Raw genomic sequence first — 17,510 nt, forward strand, 5'->3', positions numbered from 1 at the left:
CATGACCGCCTACGACTATATCCATGACGGCACGGCGATCTATGAGCGCTCCTTCGCCATCATCCGCGCCGAGGCCGACCTGTCGCGGTTTTCCGATGCCGAGGCCGATGTCGCCATCCGCATGATCCATGCCTGCGGCCAGGTCGAGGCCGCGCAGCACTTTGTTTTTTCCGAGGGTTTTGTCACCGCAGCACGCACGGCTTTGGCGGGTGGCGCGCCGATCTTCTGCGACGCCGAGATGGTCTCGCGCGGCGTGACCCGCGCCCGGCTGCCGGCCGGCAACGAGGTGATCTGCACGCTGCGCGATCCGCAAACCCCTGATATCGCCAAAAAGATCGGCAACACCCGCTCGGCCGCGGCCATCGACCTGTGGGGCGAGCGGATGGCCGGTTCGGTCGTCGCCATCGGCAATGCGCCGACAGCACTTTTCTACCTGCTGGAAAGGTTGCGCGACGGCGCGCCGAAGCCGGCTGTCATCATCGGCATGCCGGTCGGTTTCGTCGGCGCCGCCGAATCGAAGGACGCACTGGCCGAAAATTCCTATGGCGTGCCCTACGCCATCGTGCGCGGCAGGCTGGGCGGCAGCGCCATGACTGCCGCGGCACTCAACGCATTGGCGAGGCCGGGCCTGTGAACGCGATTGCAAAAGGCAGGCTTGTCGGCGTCGGCACCGGTCCCGGCGACCCCGAACTGCTGACGCTCAAGGCGGTGCGCGCGCTGGCCGAGGCCGACGTGGTTGCGCATTTCGCCAAGCGCGGCAACAACAGCAATGCGCGCGCCATCGTCGGCGCACATTTTCGTCCCGATTTGATAGAGTTGCCGCTGCTCTATCCCGTGACCACCGAAATCGACAAGGATCACAGCGACTACCGGTCGCAGATAACCGATTTCTACGAGGAGTCGGCCGAGAAGGTTGCCGAGCACCTCAGCGCCGGTAGGACGGTCGCGGTGCTTTCGGAAGGCGACCCGCTTTTCTACGGCTCCTACATGCATCTGCATGTCAGGCTGGCGCATCGCTTCCCGACCGAAGTCATTCCCGGCGTCACTGCCATGTCCGGCTGCTGGTCGGCGACCGGATCGCCGATCGTCCAGGGCGACGACGTGCTGACCGTGTTGCCGGGCACGATGAGCGAATTCGAGCTGACCCGCCGCCTCGCCGATACCGATGCCGCCGTCATCATGAAGGTCGGCCGCAACCTGACCAAGATCAGGCGCGCGCTGGAAGCGACCGGCAAGCTGGCGCGTGCTGTCTATGTCGAGCGCGGCACTATGCCGGGCGGCGTCTCGATGCGGCTGGCCGACAAGCAGGACGACAAGGCGCCCTACTTCGCCATCGTGCTGGTCGCCGGCTGGTCCGGCCGTCCCGAAGCATTGATGGAGGCCGGAGCATGAGCGGCCGCCTGACCGTCATCGGCCTCGGACCCGGCAATGCCGACCAGGTGACGCCGGAGGCAAACCGCGCCGTCGCCGAGGCAAAATTCTTCTACGGCTATAAACCGTATCTCGACCGGCTCGATCTCCGCTCCGACCAGACCCGCGTCGCCTCGGACAATCGAGAAGAGCTATCGCGCGCCAAGGACGCTCTGGCAAAGGCTGCGCAGGGCCACGATGTCGCCGTCGTCTCAGGCGGTGATCCCGGCGTCTTTGCGATGGCGGCGGCCGTCTGCGAGGCGATCGAGGCCGGCCCGGCCGAATGGCGCGCCGTCGACGTCGCGATGCTGCCCGGCATCACCGCAATGCTCGCGGTCGCTGCCCGCATCGGCGCACCGCTCGGCCATGATTTCTGCGCCATTTCGCTGTCCGACAATCTAAAGCCATGGGACCTGATCGAGCTACGGCTGCTGGCGGCGGCGGGCGCCGGTTTCGTCATCGCGCTCTACAACCCGATCAGCAAGGCGCGCCCCTGGCAGCTTGGCCGCGCCTTCGAATGCCTCACCGCGATCCTGCCCGGCACCACGCCTGTTATCTTCGGCCGCGCTGCCGGCCGTCCCGACGAGCGCATCGAGGTGTTTCTGCTGGCGGACGCCGATGCGGAAAAGGCCGATATGGCGACCTGCATCATCATCGGCTCGCCGGAAACCAGGATCATCAAGCGCGGTGAAAAACCGGCGCTGGTCTACACGCCGCGTTCGGCAGCGGGCCCAAGAAAATGACTGACCATCGCAGCAAGGGCTTCGACCGTTTCCGCCGACGGGACATCCGGCAGCGCCGGCCTGCGGATCATGACCACCTCGATGCCGAGCGCCCGCGCTGCGGCGATCTTGCCGTAGGTCGCCTCGCCTCCGCTGTTTTTGGACACGACGACATCGATGCCACTGCTTTCGAGAAGCGCGCGTTCGTCCGGCTCCCGGAACGGCCCACGCGCCAAGAGATAAGTCGCATCGGACACAGCAAGCCTTGGCTCGACCGCATCGACACTGCGGATGAGATAGTGATGCTGGGGTGCGGCCTCGAAAGCGGCCACCTCCTGCCGTCCGAGCGCCAGGAAAACGCGGCGTGGAGCCGATCCCAACGCCGTCACCGCGCCGGCAACACTGTCGACCAGCGTCCATCGGTCGCCTTCGACAGGCTCCCAGCCGGGGCGCCTCAGCGCAACGATCGGCACGCCGGTGTTGCCCGCCGCTTTCGCCGCGTTGGCGGAGATTTGCGCCGCATAGGGGTGCGTGGCGTCGATCAGCAGGTCAATTTGGGTCTCGCGGAGATACGCCGCCAGCCCATCGGCGCCGCCGAAACCACCCGTACGGGTAGGCACGTCCTGCGCGACAGGGTTTTCGGTGCGGCCGGCCAGCGACAGCGTGAGCGACACATCGGTGCGCGCGGCCAGCTTTCCCGCCAATTGCCGGGCTTCGGTTGTTCCGCCGAGGATCAGAATGCGGTGGGTCATCATGCCTGCTGAGGGTCCGCACGGCGCCAAGCTCAACTCAAGATGGCTCACAATCGTCGGCATCGGCGAGGACGGTGTAGCGGGTCTCGGCGACGAGGCCAAGCAGTTGATAGCCGCGGCTGAATTCGTCTTCGGCGGCACGCGTCACCTTGCCCTTGTCGCGTCACTCGCCAAAGGCGAAGCACGTGCGTGGCCGGCCCCTTTCGATCCCGAGATGCGCGACGTGCTGGCGCTTTCCGGCAGACGCGTCTGCGTACTGGCCTCGGGCGATCCGTTCTTCCACGGTGTCGGCGTCACCCTTGCTCGCAAGGTTCCTGCCCAAGAGACGCAGGTGATCCCCGCACCTTCGGCCTTGTCGCTGGCCGCCGCCCGCCTCGGCTGGGCGCTGCAGGATATCGAGACCATTTCGCTGCACGGCCGCTCGCTCGACCTGATCCGGCCACTGCTGCACCCCGGCAGCCGCGTCTTAGCGCTGACCTCGGACGGCGATGCACCGGCGGCGATTGCGGGGCTGCTGACCGAACTCGACTTCGGCGCCTCGCGGCTGACAACCCTGGAGGCAATGGGCGGCCCAAACGAAAGGCTGCGGTCGGCGCGAGCGGACGCCTTCGATCTCGAAAAGATCAACCCGCTCAACGTGCTGGCAATCGAGGTTGACTCAACTTCCGAAGGACGCATCCTGCCGCTGGCTTCAGGCCTTGCCGACCATTTGTTCGAGCATGACGGCCAGATCACCAAGCGCGAGATCCGCGCCATTACCCTGTCTGCCCTCGCCCCCAGGCGCGGCGAGTTGCTGTGGGATATCGGCGCCGGCTCGGGTTCGATAGGAATCGAATGGATGCTGGCCCATCCCTCGATGCGCGCCATTGCCGTCGAGGCCGACCCGACCCGCGCCGCCCGCATCCACCGCAACGCTTCACACTGTGGCGTGCCCGGCCTCGTCGTGATCGAAGGCTCGGCACCAAAGGCGCTTGCCAAGCTAGGCACGCCCGACGCCATCTTCATCGGTGGCGGCGGTAGCGATACCGGCGTGCTGGCCGCGGCCATCAAGGCGCTGCGCGTTGGCGGCCGCCTGGTTGCCAATGCGGTGACGCTGGAAATGGAGGCGCTGCTTCTCGCTCGTCACGCTGCGCTCGGTGGCGATCTCACCCGCATCGCCCTATCGCGCGTGTCACCGGTTGGTTCGATGCAAGCCTGGCGGCCAGCTATGCCGGTCACCCAATGGAGCTGGGTCAAGCCATGATGGTCGCAGGCATCGGCAGCCGCAAAGGCGTCAGCGCAAGGGATGTGCTTGCCGCGATAGAAACCGCGCTGGAAGCGCGTGGGCTGGCGATGACGGCGCTTTCGGCGCTCGCCACCGCTTCTCTGAAGCAGGGCGAGCAGGCAATCTTCTCTGCGGGCCGCGAACTCGCCCTGCCAGTGATCGTTGTCGAGGACGATGCACTCGAGGCCGCGGCGCCGCACGCAATCAGCCGCTCGAGCCTGTCACAGGAGCGTGCCGGCACACCGTCGGTTTCCGAAACCTCCGCGCTTGCCGCTGCCGGAAAAGGCGCGAAACTGCTTGGGCCGCGCACCGTGCTCGGCCCGGTCACCTGCGCCATCGCCATCAGCGGAGACACGGCATGACCGTCCACTTCATCGGCGCCGGACCGGGCGCAGCCGACCTCATCACCTTGCGCGGCAGCCGACTGCTGGCAAGCTGCCCGATCTGCCTCTATGCCGGCTCGATCGTCGCGCCCGAGCTATTGCAACACTGCGCACCTGGCACGAAATTGATCGATACCGCGCCGATGTCGCTCGACGAGATCGAAGCGGAATATGTGGCGGCTCACCAGGCCGGCCACGATGTCGCCCGCCTGCATTCCGGTGATCTCTCAGTGTGGAGCGCCGTCGCCGAGCAGATCCGCCGGCTGGAGAAGCACGGCATCCGTTATACACTGACACCGGGCGTGCCCTCCTTCGCCGCTGCCGCGGCAGCGCTGCGCCGCGAACTGACGATTCCCGAAGTCGCGCAGAGCCTGGTGCTGACCCGCATCTCTGGCCGCGCCTCGAAAATGCCGCCCGGCGAGACGCTGGCCGGCTTCGGCCGCACCGGCGCGACGCTGGCCATACACCTTGCCATCCACGCCATCGACCGTGTCGTCGCCGAGCTGACGCCATTCTATGGCGCCGACTGCCCGGTGGCGGTCGTCTTCCGCGCCTCCTGGCCGGACGAGCGCGTGCTGACCGGCACGCTGGCGACGATCGAGGCGCAATTGGCCGCCGATCCGATGGAACGCACGGCGATCATCTTCGTCGGCCGTTCGCTGGCAGCGGAAGGCTTTAGCGAGAGTTCACTTTACGACGCCCACTACCAGCGGCGTTTTCGCGGACGGGACGGATTGTGAACGACGGTACCGGAAACAGAAATGGAAACGCTTCAGTCGAACAGGCTTTGGCCCGGCTGAACTTCAAGCCGCGCCAGCTGGAGCCGGGTCATGTCTGGCTGGCCGGCGCCGGGCCCGGTGATCCCGGCTGCTTGACGCTGGAAGTGCTGGCGGCACTTGGGCAGTGCGATGCCCTCGTTTACGACGCGCTGGTGTCTCCCGATGTTGTGGCAGTGGCGGCCAGTGCCGAGCTGTTCTATGCCGGCAAGCGCGGCGGTCAGCCGTCGATGAAGCAGGACGACATCACCGCCTTGCTGGTCAGGCTGGCGCACGAAGGCCGGCGCGTCGTCAGGCTGAAAGGCGGCGACCCCTATATTTTCGGGCGCGGCGGCGAAGAGGCGCTGGCACTTGCCCGTGAAAACATTCCGTTCCGCGTTCTGTCCGGCCTGACTTCGGGCCTCAGCGCGCTTGCCGGCGCCGGCATCCCGGCCACCATGCGCGGCATCAACAAGGCGGTAATCCTGGCAACCGGCCACGCCGCCGGCACCGATGACGACCTCGACTGGGCGGCAATCGCCCGCACCGGCCAGCCGGTCGTCGTCTATATGGGCATGGCCAATCTGCCGCTGATATCAGGCGCACTGCTCGAGGGTGGACTGGCGCCGTCGACGCCGGCGGCGGTGATCGTCGCCGCTTCGACGCCGCAGGAGCGCATCGTCGTCGCCACGCTCGCCACCATCGCCGACGAGGCGGCCGCCGCCGGCTTGACCTCACCGGCGCTGATCGTCGTCGGCGGCATCGTCGCGATGCGTGCAGCATTGGCGGGCGAGCCATGACCCGCGCGATTATCATCGGCGCGCCGCGTTCGGGCTCGGGCAAGACCAGCGTCACCATCGGTATCCTGCGCGCGCTCGCCCGGCGCGGCCTGAAAGTGCGCGGCGCCAAATCCGGTCCCGACTATATCGATCCCGGCTTCCACACCGCCGCGACCGGACTTTCCGGCGTCAATCTCGACAGCTGGGCGATGCCGCCTGCGTTGCTCAACGCGCTGGCCGGTGCCGCTACTGAAGATGCCGATTTCGTTTTCCTGGAAAGCGCGATGGGCCTGTTCGACGGCATTCCCGCTGCTCCGGGTCGCACCGGCTCGGCCGCAGATCTTGCCCGGCTCTATGGCCTGCCGGTGCTGCTGGTGCTGGACGTTTCCGGGCAGTCGACCACGGCGGCGGCCGTTGCCAAGGGTTTTGCTACCTATGACCCCGACGTGCGCATGGCCGGCGTCGTGCTCAACCGGCTGGGCAGCGAGCGTCACCGGCGGCTTTGCAGCGATGCCATCGAGGCGATCGGCCTGCCTGTCGTCGGCGCCATATTGCGTGACCCCTCGCTCACTCTCCCCGAGCGCCATCTCGGCCTCGTTCAGGCCGGCGAATATGAGAATTTAATGGCGCATCTCGACCGACTGGCCGACATGGTCGAAAGGTCGCTCGACCTCGACGCCATCATGGCGCTGGCGGCGCCATTGACGCCTGCATCGGGCAGCTTCAGCGACGCACTGCCGCCGCCCGGCCAGCGCATCGCATTGGCCGAGGATGCCGTCTTCACTTTCCTCTATCCGCATGTCGGCGCACATTGGCGCAAGGCCGGGGCGGAAATCATTCCCTTCTCGCCGCTCGCTGACCAAGCGCCCAGCGACGATTGCGACGTCTGCTGGCTGCCCGGCGGCTATCCCGAGCTTCATGCTGGCCGCCTCGCCGGCGCCGCGAATTTCAGGGCAGGCATCGTGGCCTTTTCGGCAACGAAACCGGTGCATGGCGAGTGCGGCGGCTTCATGGTTCTGGGTGAAGCACTGGAAGACGCCGAGGGCGAGACACACAAGATGCTCGGTCTGCTCGGCCACTCGACCAGCTTCGCCAAACGCAAGATGAATCTCGGCTACCGCGAGGCGCGGCTGCGGGCCGCTTGCCCACTGGGACCCCCGGCCACGCTGATCCGCGGCCACGAATTCCACTATGCGCAGATGATTGCGACCGGCAATGACGAACCACTGGCCGACCTTGCTGACGGCCAAGGCAATCCGCTTGGCGCTTCCGGCTACCGGCGCGGCCATGTCAGCGGCACGTTCTTCCATGCCATTGCGAGAGGCGAATGACCGCAGTCCCCTCGCCCCGGCAAGCCGTCGACGACATCGCGCTCTGCCTTGTCTTCTTCACCCGGCTGCCGCTGCCGGTTTTCGACTTTCGCGATCGCAGACTGGCCAGTGCGATCTGGGCAGCGCCCATCGCCGGTCTCGCCGTCGCGCTGATTGGCGCCGTGGTCTACGCCATCGGGACAAGGCTCGGCCTTGCCGCCGGTCCGGCAGCGGCACTGACGCTTGCCGCAACCTTGCTCGTCACCGGCTGCCTGCATGAAGACGGGCTTTCGGATGTCGCCGACGGCTTTGGCGGCGGCAAGACGCGCGAGAAAAAGCTGGAGATCATGCGCGACAGCCGCATCGGCGCCTATGGCGCCTGCGCACTTGGCCTCTCGCTGCTGATCCGCTGGAGCGCGCTTTCGGAAGTCGCCGGCCCGGTGCAAGTTCTCGTCGCTCTCATCGCCGCGCATGCCGCTTCGCGCGGCCTGTTCGGTGCTTTCATGCATCTGTTGCCGCCGGCTCGCAGCGACGGTCTCTCGGCCGATGCAGGCATCGTATCGGCCGAAACCGCCATTGCTGGCGCCCTGCTCGGTGCCGTGGCACTGCTGACGCTCGGGCTCGGTGGCGCGGTCGCTGCACTCATCCTGCTCGGTCTGGTGTTTGCCGCCTTCCGTGTGCTGTGCCTCAGCCAGATCGGCGGCCAGACCGGCGATACGGTCGGCGCTCTGCAGCAGCTTGGCGAAATCGCAGTCCTGCTCGTCGCTTCCGTTTGCCTTTCCTGACTCTGTTTCGGAGACTTTGCCCCCATGCCATTCAAATCGCTTGATGAACTGCGCGCGGCCTGCCTCGATCTGCCTGCGGGCAGCGACGCCGCGGCCAGTGCCGTTGCCCGCCGTCAGGACACGTTGACCAAGCCGCAAGGGAGCCTTGGCCGGCTAGAAGGCATCGCGGCGTGGCTGGCGCGCTGGCAGGGCCGCGACATGCCGAAGCTCGACCGCGTCAAAGTCTTCGTCTTTGCCGGCAACCACGGCGTCACCGCACAGGGCGTGTCGGCCTACCCGTCGGACGTCACCGTGCAGATGGTGGCGAATTTCGCCGGCGGCGGTGCCGCCATCAACCAGCTTGCCCGCATCGCCGGCGCCGAGCTCGACGTCATTCCGCTCGACCTCGATCACCCGACCGGCGATTTCACGCAAGTGCCGGCGATGAACGACGAAGCCTTCCTCGCCGCCGTCTCGGCCGGCTACGGCGCGGTGACGAAAGACCTCGATCTCGTCTGTTTCGGTGAAATGGGCATCGGCAACACCACGCCGGCGGCTGCCATTTCGGCCGCCCTGTTCGGCGGCGGCGCGGAAAAATGGACCGGGCGCGGCACCGGCGTCGACGATGCCGGTCTAGTGCGCAAGATCACCGTCATCGAGACCGGCCTCAAGCGCCACGCCGAGGCCCCTGCCGACCCGCTGTTGGTCGCGGCAGCCCTCGGCGGGCGCGAACTCGCCGCCATTTTCGGTGCGACCCTAGCCGCACGACATCACGGCGTACCGGTGCTGCTCGACGGCTTCGTCTGCACCGCCGCCGCCGCACCCCTGGCAAGATTGCACCCCGCCGGCCTCGCCCACACGCTTGCCGCCCATGTCTCGGCCGAATCGGGCCATCGCCGCCTGCTCGAGGCGCTCGGCCTGCCGCCGCTGCTCGACCTCGGCATGCGGCTCGGCGAAGGCTCCGGCGCCTGCCTTGCCGTCAACATCGTCCGCTCCGCGCTCGAATGCCATGCCCGCATGGCAAGCTTTGCCGAGGCTGGTGTTTCAGAGAAGTAATCTCCTCAACTGAATCAAGTCTCGATCGAGTCCTCGATGGATCACGGCGGCATTGGGGAACCTGGCAGGCCCGAGCACGTTGTGGCCGGTCAGCCCCGGGGTCACGCATGCAACAGCTTTTCCAAGAGTTCGGCCATCCGACATACGTCCCGTTTCCCGTTATTGCGGCGAGGCTTCTACTGGCGTCGATCTTCGGTGCGGCGATCGGGTTCGAACGCGAATGGCGAAATCGTCCTGCCGGGCTTCGCACCCATATACTGGTCTGCGTGGCAGCCGCTACTTTCGGTATTCTGACGATTGAAATCATTCACGCGCCGATGTTTCTGCAGGATTCCGTGAGGGTCGATCCGATTCGTGTTGTCGAAGCGGTTACCGCTGGCGTCGCGTTCCTTGCTGCCGGATCGATTTTGTTTTCGAAAGGCGAGATCCACGGGCTGACGACCGGTGCTGGCATGTGGCTGTCTGGGGCAATTGGCGTGGCGTGCGGGCTCGGTCTGTGGCAAGTGGCGGCGCTCGGCACGCTATTGGTGCTTGTCGTGGCAGGCCTTCTCTACAGTTTTGCCGCCAAGTCCGGTATTGGCGAGAACACCGGACAAGAAAAGCCCATGTCGAAACAAGACGTGCCCAAGCGGCCCAAAGACTGAGGAAAACGCCCCGCGTGCCAAGGCAGAACGCCCATTCGCGAGATCGATACGGCTGACTCGGTGTGCAGATCAGGCAGGAACTAAGTCCTAAAGCTTCGGTCTTAGATCACGGCTCAACAGACGCGCTTCTCTAAGGATCGAAGCACGATCGAAACCGATCAGCGATGCGATGTCACGTATTTGCTGCTCGCTAGCACCTGACTCTTGCGCAAGCGCGCGTACATGGTCGTCGGTCAGGCCGGGCTTGGGTACTTCTGCCATCACACGAATGCCTCGCATTTGGGCAGGAGTGCGGTGGTCTCTCCTAAGCATCAGCGCCCATTGCATGGCTGACGATTTTAGTCTTGTACGCTTTCGGGCAAATTTTGAACAGTCGCCTTCTCTTACTGTCGCGATCCTCCGCCGGACCTCTCGTGTCGTCTGGACGATAGAGCCCTCGGTATTGCCGAGAAGCCGACCGGGCTGGAAGAACGGTTCGTTGGCGCAAGGTCCGTGTGAACATCCCGGCCGTGGGAGGAATGGCGCTTTTGCAGTCCCGCTGGGCCGAGCCCGCGCCGCAGCTGGAGCCGAACGCGAATTGAAAGCCAACCGTCAGGATTGGAAACCGCTATGTTCGCAACACTCTTTCCAAGCAGCGAAAAAGCGGGAAATCAACGAATTAAATGGTGGGTGCGACAGGGATCGAACCTGTGACCCGCTGATTAAGAGTCAGCTGCTCTACCAACTGAGCTACGCACCCACTCGCCGGTAAAACCAGCGTCGGCGGGCATATAGCCGCCGCCATCCGCCATGTCCAGCCCTGCCGGATTCATTTCCCGACAAATCGCCTCGAGCCGATCGCGATCAGACAAACAACCGGCCTTCCGCCACCTTGACGGCATGGCCGCCGATGCGGGCGGCGGCGAGTTTGCCGCCTTCGACCGTCAGTTCGAGGCGGATGCGCGAAGGCCGCCCCATCTCCAGCCCTTGTTCGATCCAACGCCGGGAAACACCCTCTCTCGGGCCGTCGAAATGCATGATCGCGCCGGCAAAAGCCGCCGCCGCCGAACCGGTCGCCGGGTCTTCATAGGAAGGATTGCCCGGCACGATCATGCGGCCATGGAACGCGCTGTCGTGGTTCACCGTCTCGCGGCAGTAGACATACGGGCTGGCGAAGGCCCATTCGCTCTTGCGGGGTGCCAATTCCGACCACGCCTGGTTGTCCAGTCTTATCCGCGCCGCCGCCTCCAGATCGGCGACCGGGATGGTCACATAGGGCACGCCGGCCGACCAGAACGAGACGCGGTGATTCTCGAAGCCGATTTCGTGCGGCCCCAGGCCAAGCGCTGCCCCGATCGCCTCCGGGTCGGCGGACAATTCCAGCTGCTCCGGCAGTTTGGCCAGGTCGAACTCGGCAAAGGCTGCGCCATCATGCTTGCTGACGGCGCAGCGCACAGGGCCGATGTTTTCTTCCAGGACAAAGATGCCGGCGGTGTCGCCATCGCCAGTCATTTCGGCAAGCGCGATCGCTGAGCCGACGGTCGGGTGGCCGGCGAACGGCATTTCGTAATCGGGCGTGAAGATGCGGATGCGGGCGCGGTGCTTGGGATTGTCTGCCGGCAGCACAAAGACCGTTTCCGACAGGTTGAACTCGCGTGCGATGGCCTGCATCGCGGCCGTGTCCAGGCCCTTGCTATCCAGCACGACGGCCAGCGGATTGCCGGCCAACCGCTCGGTCGTGAACACGTCGTAAAGTAAGTAATTCCGGGTCAGCATCGTAGTAAGCCTTCTGCCTCAATCCCAACATGGGCGAAATTTAATTTGATATTTGAACCATTAGGCCTGATCTGTGCACTGATTGGGACATCACTGATATTATAGGGGTCCGGCGTGGACCAGATTGTCAATCTGCCAAAAGTGGAATCCGTTTCCACCATCGAGACGGCGCTCGGGCTTGACCACCAGGGCCTAAAGAAGAAACGGCGTCGCTTCTGGCTCTATGGCCTGCTTGCTCTGATCGTCGTCGCGGCTGGCATCGCCGGCTACCAATGGTATGCTCGGTCTCCCGCCAAGATCGACTATACCACGGCGCCGGCCACTGTCGCCGACCTCACGGTCGAGGTATCGGCGACCGGCACGCTGCAGCCGCTCACTCAGGTCGACATTTCGAGCGAACTGTCCGGCGTCGTCCGCTCGGTCGCGGTCAACGAAAACCAGCAGGTGAAGAAGGGCGATGTCCTGGCGGCGCTCGACACGGCCAAGCTGGAGGTGCAGATCGAACGCGCCGAGGCTTCCGCCAAGGCGGCGGCCGCCAATGTCGAGGACGCCACCGTAACCCTCACCGAAAGTGAAAGAGCGCTTGTGCGCGCCGCGGCACTCACCAAGCGCGGCATGGCGACGGACCAGTCGCTTGAAGCGGCGACTGCCACGCGCGACCGCTCCAAGGCAGCGCTCGACAGCGCCAAAGCCAATCTTGCCATCGCCAATGCCGACCTCAAGGCGCAGCAGACCGACCTTGCCAAGAGCACCATCTATGCCCCCATCGACGGCATCGTCCTGACGCGCTCGGTCGATCCCGGCCAGACGGTCGCCTCCTCGCTGCAGGCGCCGGTGCTGTTCGTCATCGCCGCCGACCTCAGGAACATGGAATTGAAGGCAGCGGTCGACGAGGCCGACATCGGCGCGGTCAAGCCCGGCCAGCATGCGCGCTTCACCGTCGACGCCTTTCCGGAACGGCCGTTCGATGCCGAGATCCGCGACATCTCCTATGCTTCGGTCACCACTGACGGTGTCGTCACCTACGACGCGCGGTTCGATGTCGACAATAACGAGCTTCTGTTGCGGCCCGGCATGACTGCCACCGTTTCCGTCGTCACCAGAGAGGCCAAGGGCGTGCTCACCGTGCCGTCGACGGCTTTCCGTTACCGGCCGGCGCAAACGGCCGCCCGCGGGTGGAGCCTGAGCGACCTGTTCACGGGCCGCATGGGCCGTCCGGGCGGCAACCGCCAGCGCCAGGCGACGACGACCCCTACCGACGGCTCACGCACGCTCTACGTGCTCGATAATGGCCGGCCTCGGCCGGTCAACGTCAAGACTGGCTCCACCGACGGCGAACTGACCGAGATCACCTCCGGCCTCGAAGAGGGTGCGCAAGTCATTACCGCGCAGCAGCGGAACTAAGACCGTGGCGGCGGGCGCGACCCTCATCACCTTCGACAAGGTCTGGAAGAGCTATGGCCAGGGCGAGGCCACGGTCCATGCGCTGGCTGGTGTCGACCTTGCGATCCGCAGCAGTGAATTCGTCGCCATCATGGGACCGTCGGGCTCGGGCAAGTCGACGGCGATGAACATCATTGGCTGTCTCGACACGCCGACGGCCGGAACCTACAGCTTCATGGGCATCGATGCTGGCCGTCTCGACCGCAACCGCCGCGCCATGCTGCGCAATCTCTATGTCGGCTTCGTCTTTCAGGGCTACAATCTCCTGCCGCGCACCACGGCGGTGGAAAATGTCGAACTGCCGTTGATCTATCGCGGCGTCGCCGCTCGCGAACGCCATGACCTCGCCATGAAAGCGCTAGCCGAAGTCGGTCTCATCGGCCGCGAGCACCATACGCCGGCCGAACTTTCCGGCGGCCAGCAGCAGCGCGTAGCGATCGCACGCGCCATCGTCACCAGGCCGACCCTGCTCGTCGCCGACGAGCCGACCGGCAACCTCGACACCGCCCGCACCCACGAGATCATGGAACTCCTGACCAGGCTGAACACCGAGCTTGGCCTCACCATCGCAATGGTCACGCACGAGGCCGACGTTGCGGCCTATGCCGAGCGCACAATTCGCTTCCTCGACGGCCACGTCGCCTCCGACACCGTGAATCTCGAGATGGCCTCGCTATGATCTGGGAAACCGTCCGCCTCTCGCTGCTTTCGGTCCGCCGCAACGTGCTGCGCTCGTTTCTGACGCTGCTCGGCATCGTGATCGGCGTCGCCGCCGTCATCGCCATGCTCACCATCGGCTCGGGCACCACCGAAAAGGTAAAGGCCGATATCTCCAAGCTCGGCAGCAATCTGCTCGTCGTCCGTTCCGGCCGTCCCGCCGGGCCCGGCGGACCGGGAGGACTCGACCAGGTGGTCCGTCCGCTTGCCGAAAAGGACCTTGCCGCGCTCGTCGCCCATCTGAGCGGCGCCCGCGCCATCTCGCCGGCATCGCAAAAGCAGGTCCGCGTCATCTTCGGCACGGAAAGCCTGACGTCGGGTGTCACCGGCACCGATAGCGCCTATCTCGATGCGCGCGACTGGAAGCTGGTTTCGGGCCGCCCCTTCAGCGATTCGGAGACCCGCTCGGGCACCGGCGTCTGCCTGATCGGCGAAACGGTGCGCCAGCAGTTCTTCGGCGCAGGCGACCCCGAAGGCGAGATCATCCGCGTCAATCGCACCTCCTGCAAGATCATCGGCCTGCTCGAGCCGAAGGGCTATACCGGCTTCGGCCAGGACCAGGACAATGTCGTGCTGATGCCGCTCGCCGCCTATCAGCGCCGCATCTCCGGCAACCGCGATATCGAATCGATCTACGTCGCCGCCGACGACAGGACGCCGGCCACCGAGCTGCTGCCGCGCGTTGAGGACATTTTGCGCGACACGCGCCGCATCACGCCGGACAGGGAGGACGATTTCTCCATCCGCGACATGACCCAGATCGCCGACGCCATGGCGAGCGCCACCACGACGATGACCGGCATGCTAGGCGCGGTCGCCGGCGTCAGCCTCCTCGTCGGCGGCATCGGCATCATGAACATCATGCTGGTGTCGGTCACCGAACGCACTCGCGAGATCGGCATAAGGCTGGCCATCGGCGCGCATGAAAAGCACATTCTCATCCAGTTCCTGGTCGAGGCAACCGTGCTATCGCTCTTCGGCGGCATCATCGGCATCCTGATCGGCCTGGCGCTGGCCGGTCTTGCCTCGTTGACGCTGGCTATCCCGTTCGCGCCAAGCCCGGCGGTCATCCTGCTCGCGGTCGGTTTTTCCGCACTTATCGGCATGGTATTCGGCTTCTTCCCGGCTCTGCGTGGAGCAAGGCTCGATCCGATCGACGCGTTGAGGCATGAATAGAGTGCGTCACGCGACGTTTCGGCTGTTTAAATTTCTTTTGGCGGTCTTTCGCCTCCTCCCTGTCGTCACTCAACCAGCGGTGCTAGTATAGTCGTCAGGGCTAATATGACCCTCAGGGGGTGGGAAGTATGAGCAAGAAAGAACGCCTGATTCTGGCGATGGTGATCGTCGAGGCCGCCTTGGCAGGCCTCTGGTGGTATCTGGCCAGCTATGGCATGGCCAATCCCGATCGCGTCACCGCCGATTTCCAGCAAGTCATCGGCCAGACGATGGGAATTGCGATGGGGGGCTTGCTGGGTCTTGGCATCGTCCTGTTTTTCGTTGCCGCCCGCAACGACCGCAAAGCCACCGCAGGCAAAACGCGTCGCTAGAGCGACGTGCGTCCAGTTGGACGCACAAAACGCGCTCTAACACTTTGAATCTGCTCTTTCCGAAAATCGATTCCGACTTTCGGGCCGATGCGTTAATCCCCGCCGGCAAAATGCCACTCGATCAGCGGCTTCATGTGCGGCATCAGCCCGTCCGGCAGGTCTTTGGCAGTGCGGATGATGACAGGCCCTTCGATTTCCGGCTCTGCCCCTGAATCGGCCTCTGCGGCAACAAAGGCGCTGATGCGCTGCGCGATCTCATCGGCGGATGCCGGCGCGCGATAGCGGCGAAAGATCACCGTGCCGCTGGCCGTCGACAACGCATAGTAGCGCTTGCCGCGTGTCACGCCGGCAAGGTCGAGGCCGGTTTCTTCCCGCACCTCGCGGATCATGTTGAAGTCGACATCGACGAGCCCGTCGCGGAAATCGGTCGGCTCGAATGAGCCGGCGGCGAAATAGACGCGGCCGGCATTGACCGTGTGCGGCGCCATGCGGATCGCCACCAGCGCATTGTCGCCGGCGACCAGCATGGCATGGGCATAGGCGTGCTCGGCGCCAGCCACCTGCCGATTGCCGCGCCAAAGCATGAAGGTCGAATAGCGCACCGCATGGCAGCGGCCGACAAGGCTGTTATCGCGATAGCTCAGCGCCGAAAGCAGCACCACGGTGCCATCGAACAGCGCCGGGTTGGCCGCGATCTCACGGCCCCAGTTCTCGGCGATCGCCTGCGCATTATCGCGTTCGAACGGGTGCGGGCCGGGGTCGAGCCTGACGTCGACGGCGTCGACCGGCAGAATGACGTTGCGCGGCAGGTCGAAACTCAACGGAGCGATCCTCGGAGCGAGATGAGGTCCAATTGGAGCATTCTGCCGGTGATGGTTTGGGTCAGGGTCGAGGGCTTTGTCGCAGGCCATACCGGAAGTACGGACAAGACAAAGGCCGATGGATTTGGCCCAAACCAGCCCGGGAGAAGTTCCAATTCGACCTCATTTCGCTCTATGCCATGTCCAGGGTGATCGCCACCGGACAATGGTCCGACGCCTTCGGCCGGTCCCAGCCGGCACGCGGAAAGCGGTCCACCTCCTGGCCCGCCGGAAAAATCGTGCGCCATGGCTGGCCGTTGCGGATGATGTCGGGAACGGCCGTCGCATTCGTGCTGGCCAGCGCCTTCGACAACAGAATGTAATCGAGCTGGCATAAATGCCGCTCTTCCGGCCCGCGCGTATGATAGAAAGTCCAACGGTCCATCTCCGGCCGCCGCTCGACCGCATTCTCGCAAAAGCCGCCGGCGGTGAGCACGTTGAGGCAGGACTGGCTCTCGTTGATCACCTCGAAGCGGTAGCCGTCAAAGGCGTCGCCGGAGACCTTTACGCGCTGCCGATAGTCGTTCATGTCGCCGCAGATCGCCCAGCGCTTGTCGGCTGCGTGATCCCCACCGAAACGCTCCTCGATGATCCGGCGCACCGCTTGCGCCTCGGCAATGCGCAGCGGCATCGTCGCCTCGCGCCCGTCAAGACCGTTGCGGGGCGAGCCCATCGACTTGAAGTGCACGAGATAAAGCGTCAGCGGCACGCCGCCTACCTTCAGGTCGATTTCAAGGCAGTCGCGCCGGAAGATGCGCTGATTGGCCTGGTGCCCAAGCGCCGCCAGTTCAGGCGTGTGCAGGCCGAACTGCTCGAACGTGACATAGGCGTGGCTTGTCATACGCACGAATTCGATCGGCTGGCCCTGCGCGGTCTCGTTGCGCATCATCACGGCGACGTCGATGCCGCGCGAATCATTGCCGGCGGTGGTGTATTTCTGCCGATAGCCGTGCCCGACCATCTTGAACAGATAACCGTACTCGAATGCCTTCAGTGCCTCGATGTTGTCGACTTCCTGCATGCAGATGATGTCGGCGCGGGTGGCAGCAATGGCCAGCGCCGTCAGCTGGCGCGTATCGTCGGATTGCGCGATCGCCCGCGCCTGCTCCAGCATCCTGTATTCGGCCTCGCTCTGGATATCGAAGAGCGCCAGCGTGCGATCTTCGTTGAGCTGGTTGCGGTATCCGGAAAAATCAAACCTGTTCATCAGGTTTTCGACGTTGAAGGTGGCGAGGCGCAGCGACATGGCGGTGACCTTTGCCCACAAGCGCGCCCGAAAACAAGAGCCTGCCTTGCCCGTTATGGTTGACGGAACCTTTTCGTTCATCCTCCGTTCAGGCGGGAGGTTC

General features: G+C 64.8%; 19 protein-coding genes and 1 tRNA gene. 15 read left to right on the forward strand and 5 right to left on the reverse strand.

What is annotated here, in order from left to right; translation table 11 throughout:
- Position 1: 1 nt before the first annotated feature.
- The 3 genes from NKH73_RS13460 to NKH73_RS13470 are packed head-to-tail and all read left to right on the forward strand — an operon-like array spanning position 2 to position 2,153.
- Complete coding sequence (locus tag NKH73_RS13460) at positions 2–634, forward strand: precorrin-8X methylmutase (RefSeq protein WP_352932077.1); 633 nt, start codon at positions 2–4, stop codon at positions 632–634.
- Positions 631–1,392, forward strand: a complete 762-nt coding sequence (locus tag NKH73_RS13465; RefSeq protein ID WP_352932080.1) for a precorrin-2 C(20)-methyltransferase — start codon at positions 631–633, stop codon at positions 1,390–1,392. Before NKH73_RS13460 ends, NKH73_RS13465 begins: the two co-directional genes overlap by 4 nt.
- Entirely contained in the window at positions 1,389–2,153 is a 765-nt protein-coding gene (locus NKH73_RS13470) for a precorrin-3B C(17)-methyltransferase (protein WP_352932082.1), read from the forward strand. Before NKH73_RS13465 ends, NKH73_RS13470 begins: the two co-directional genes overlap by 4 nt.
- Here the strand turns inward: NKH73_RS13470 and NKH73_RS13475 are convergent.
- Positions 2,117–2,884, reverse strand: a complete 768-nt coding sequence (locus NKH73_RS13475) for a cobalt-precorrin-6A reductase (protein ID WP_352932085.1) — start codon at positions 2,882–2,884, stop codon at positions 2,117–2,119. The genes NKH73_RS13470 and NKH73_RS13475 overlap by 37 nt on opposite strands.
- Position 2,885: 1 nt before the next feature.
- On the opposite strand from NKH73_RS13475, the gene cbiE reads away from it, so the two are divergent.
- From cbiE to NKH73_RS13515, 8 genes are all read left to right on the forward strand, one after another.
- The gene (cbiE, locus tag NKH73_RS13480) at positions 2,886–4,127 is read left to right on the forward strand and encodes a precorrin-6y C5,15-methyltransferase (decarboxylating) subunit CbiE (protein WP_352932087.1); all 1,242 of its coding nucleotides are present in this window, start codon (positions 2,886–2,888) and stop codon (positions 4,125–4,127) included.
- Positions 4,124–4,510, forward strand: a complete 387-nt coding sequence (locus tag NKH73_RS13485; RefSeq protein WP_352932088.1) for a cobalamin biosynthesis protein — start codon at positions 4,124–4,126, stop codon at positions 4,508–4,510. Before cbiE ends, NKH73_RS13485 begins: the two co-directional genes overlap by 4 nt.
- Positions 4,507–5,271, forward strand: a complete 765-nt coding sequence (gene cobM, locus NKH73_RS13490) for a precorrin-4 C(11)-methyltransferase (protein WP_352932090.1) — start codon at positions 4,507–4,509, stop codon at positions 5,269–5,271. The genes NKH73_RS13485 and cobM overlap by 4 nt, the downstream gene beginning before the upstream one ends.
- Positions 5,268–6,086, forward strand: coding sequence for a uroporphyrinogen-III C-methyltransferase (cobA, locus tag NKH73_RS13495; protein ID WP_352932092.1), 819 nt, complete (start codon positions 5,268–5,270; stop codon positions 6,084–6,086). The genes cobM and cobA overlap by 4 nt, the downstream gene beginning before the upstream one ends.
- Entirely contained in the window at positions 6,083–7,396 is a 1,314-nt protein-coding gene (locus tag NKH73_RS13500) for a cobyrinic acid a,c-diamide synthase CobB (RefSeq protein ID WP_352932093.1), read from the forward strand. Before cobA ends, NKH73_RS13500 begins: the two co-directional genes overlap by 4 nt.
- Positions 7,393–8,160, forward strand: a complete 768-nt coding sequence (locus NKH73_RS13505; RefSeq protein ID WP_352932096.1) for an adenosylcobinamide-GDP ribazoletransferase — start codon at positions 7,393–7,395, stop codon at positions 8,158–8,160. The genes NKH73_RS13500 and NKH73_RS13505 overlap by 4 nt, the downstream gene beginning before the upstream one ends.
- A gap of 24 nt (positions 8,161–8,184) precedes the next feature.
- Entirely contained in the window at positions 8,185–9,195 is a 1,011-nt protein-coding gene (gene cobT / locus NKH73_RS13510) for a nicotinate-nucleotide--dimethylbenzimidazole phosphoribosyltransferase (protein WP_352932099.1), read from the forward strand.
- Positions 9,196–9,302: 107 nt separating this feature from the next.
- Positions 9,303–9,839: an MgtC/SapB family protein gene (locus NKH73_RS13515; RefSeq protein ID WP_352932101.1), complete on the forward strand. Its 537-nt coding sequence runs from the start codon at positions 9,303–9,305 to the stop codon at positions 9,837–9,839.
- A gap of 663 nt (positions 9,840–10,502) precedes the next feature.
- On the opposite strand, the gene NKH73_RS13520 is transcribed toward NKH73_RS13515, so the two are convergent.
- A tRNA-Lys gene (locus NKH73_RS13520) sits at positions 10,503–10,578 on the reverse strand.
- Between the two features lie 104 nt (positions 10,579–10,682).
- Positions 10,683–11,594 carry a PhzF family phenazine biosynthesis protein gene (locus NKH73_RS13525; protein WP_352932104.1) on the reverse strand — a complete coding sequence of 304 codons (912 nt, stop codon included), beginning with the start codon at positions 11,592–11,594 and terminating at the stop codon, positions 10,683–10,685.
- Positions 11,595–11,708: 114 nt separating this feature from the next.
- Here NKH73_RS13525 and NKH73_RS13530 point away from each other — a divergent pair, with 114 nt between their 5' ends.
- From NKH73_RS13530 to NKH73_RS13545, 4 genes are all read left to right on the forward strand, one after another.
- The gene (locus NKH73_RS13530) at positions 11,709–12,998 is read left to right on the forward strand and encodes an efflux RND transporter periplasmic adaptor subunit (protein ID WP_352932106.1); all 1,290 of its coding nucleotides are present in this window, start codon (positions 11,709–11,711) and stop codon (positions 12,996–12,998) included.
- Positions 12,999–13,002: 4 nt separating this feature from the next.
- A complete protein-coding gene (locus NKH73_RS13535) occupies positions 13,003–13,716 on the forward strand; it encodes an ABC transporter ATP-binding protein (RefSeq protein WP_352932108.1) in 714 nt (237 codons plus the stop codon).
- Positions 13,713–14,930 (forward strand): ABC transporter permease, encoded by a 1,218-nt coding sequence (locus tag NKH73_RS13540; protein WP_352932111.1) that lies wholly within the window; start codon positions 13,713–13,715, stop codon positions 14,928–14,930. Before NKH73_RS13535 ends, NKH73_RS13540 begins: the two co-directional genes overlap by 4 nt.
- Before the next feature lie 128 nt (positions 14,931–15,058).
- The gene (locus tag NKH73_RS13545) at positions 15,059–15,301 is read left to right on the forward strand and encodes a hypothetical protein (protein WP_352932113.1); all 243 of its coding nucleotides are present in this window, start codon (positions 15,059–15,061) and stop codon (positions 15,299–15,301) included.
- Positions 15,302–15,393: 92 nt separating this feature from the next.
- Here the strand turns inward: NKH73_RS13545 and NKH73_RS13550 are convergent, their stop codons facing one another.
- A complete protein-coding gene (locus NKH73_RS13550; RefSeq protein ID WP_352932115.1) occupies positions 15,394–16,122 on the reverse strand; it encodes a hypothetical protein in 729 nt (242 codons plus the stop codon).
- 172 nt (positions 16,123–16,294) lie between these two features.
- Positions 16,295–17,407 carry an endonuclease/exonuclease/phosphatase family protein gene (locus NKH73_RS13555; RefSeq protein WP_352932117.1) on the reverse strand — a complete coding sequence of 371 codons (1,113 nt, stop codon included), beginning with the start codon at positions 17,405–17,407 and terminating at the stop codon, positions 16,295–16,297.
- Positions 17,408–17,510: the final 103 nt, after the last annotated feature.

Origin of the sequence: Mesorhizobium sp. M0938 (genome assembly GCF_040319125.1) — a bacterium.
Lineage (GTDB): Bacteria > Pseudomonadota > Alphaproteobacteria > Rhizobiales > Rhizobiaceae > Mesorhizobium > Mesorhizobium robiniae.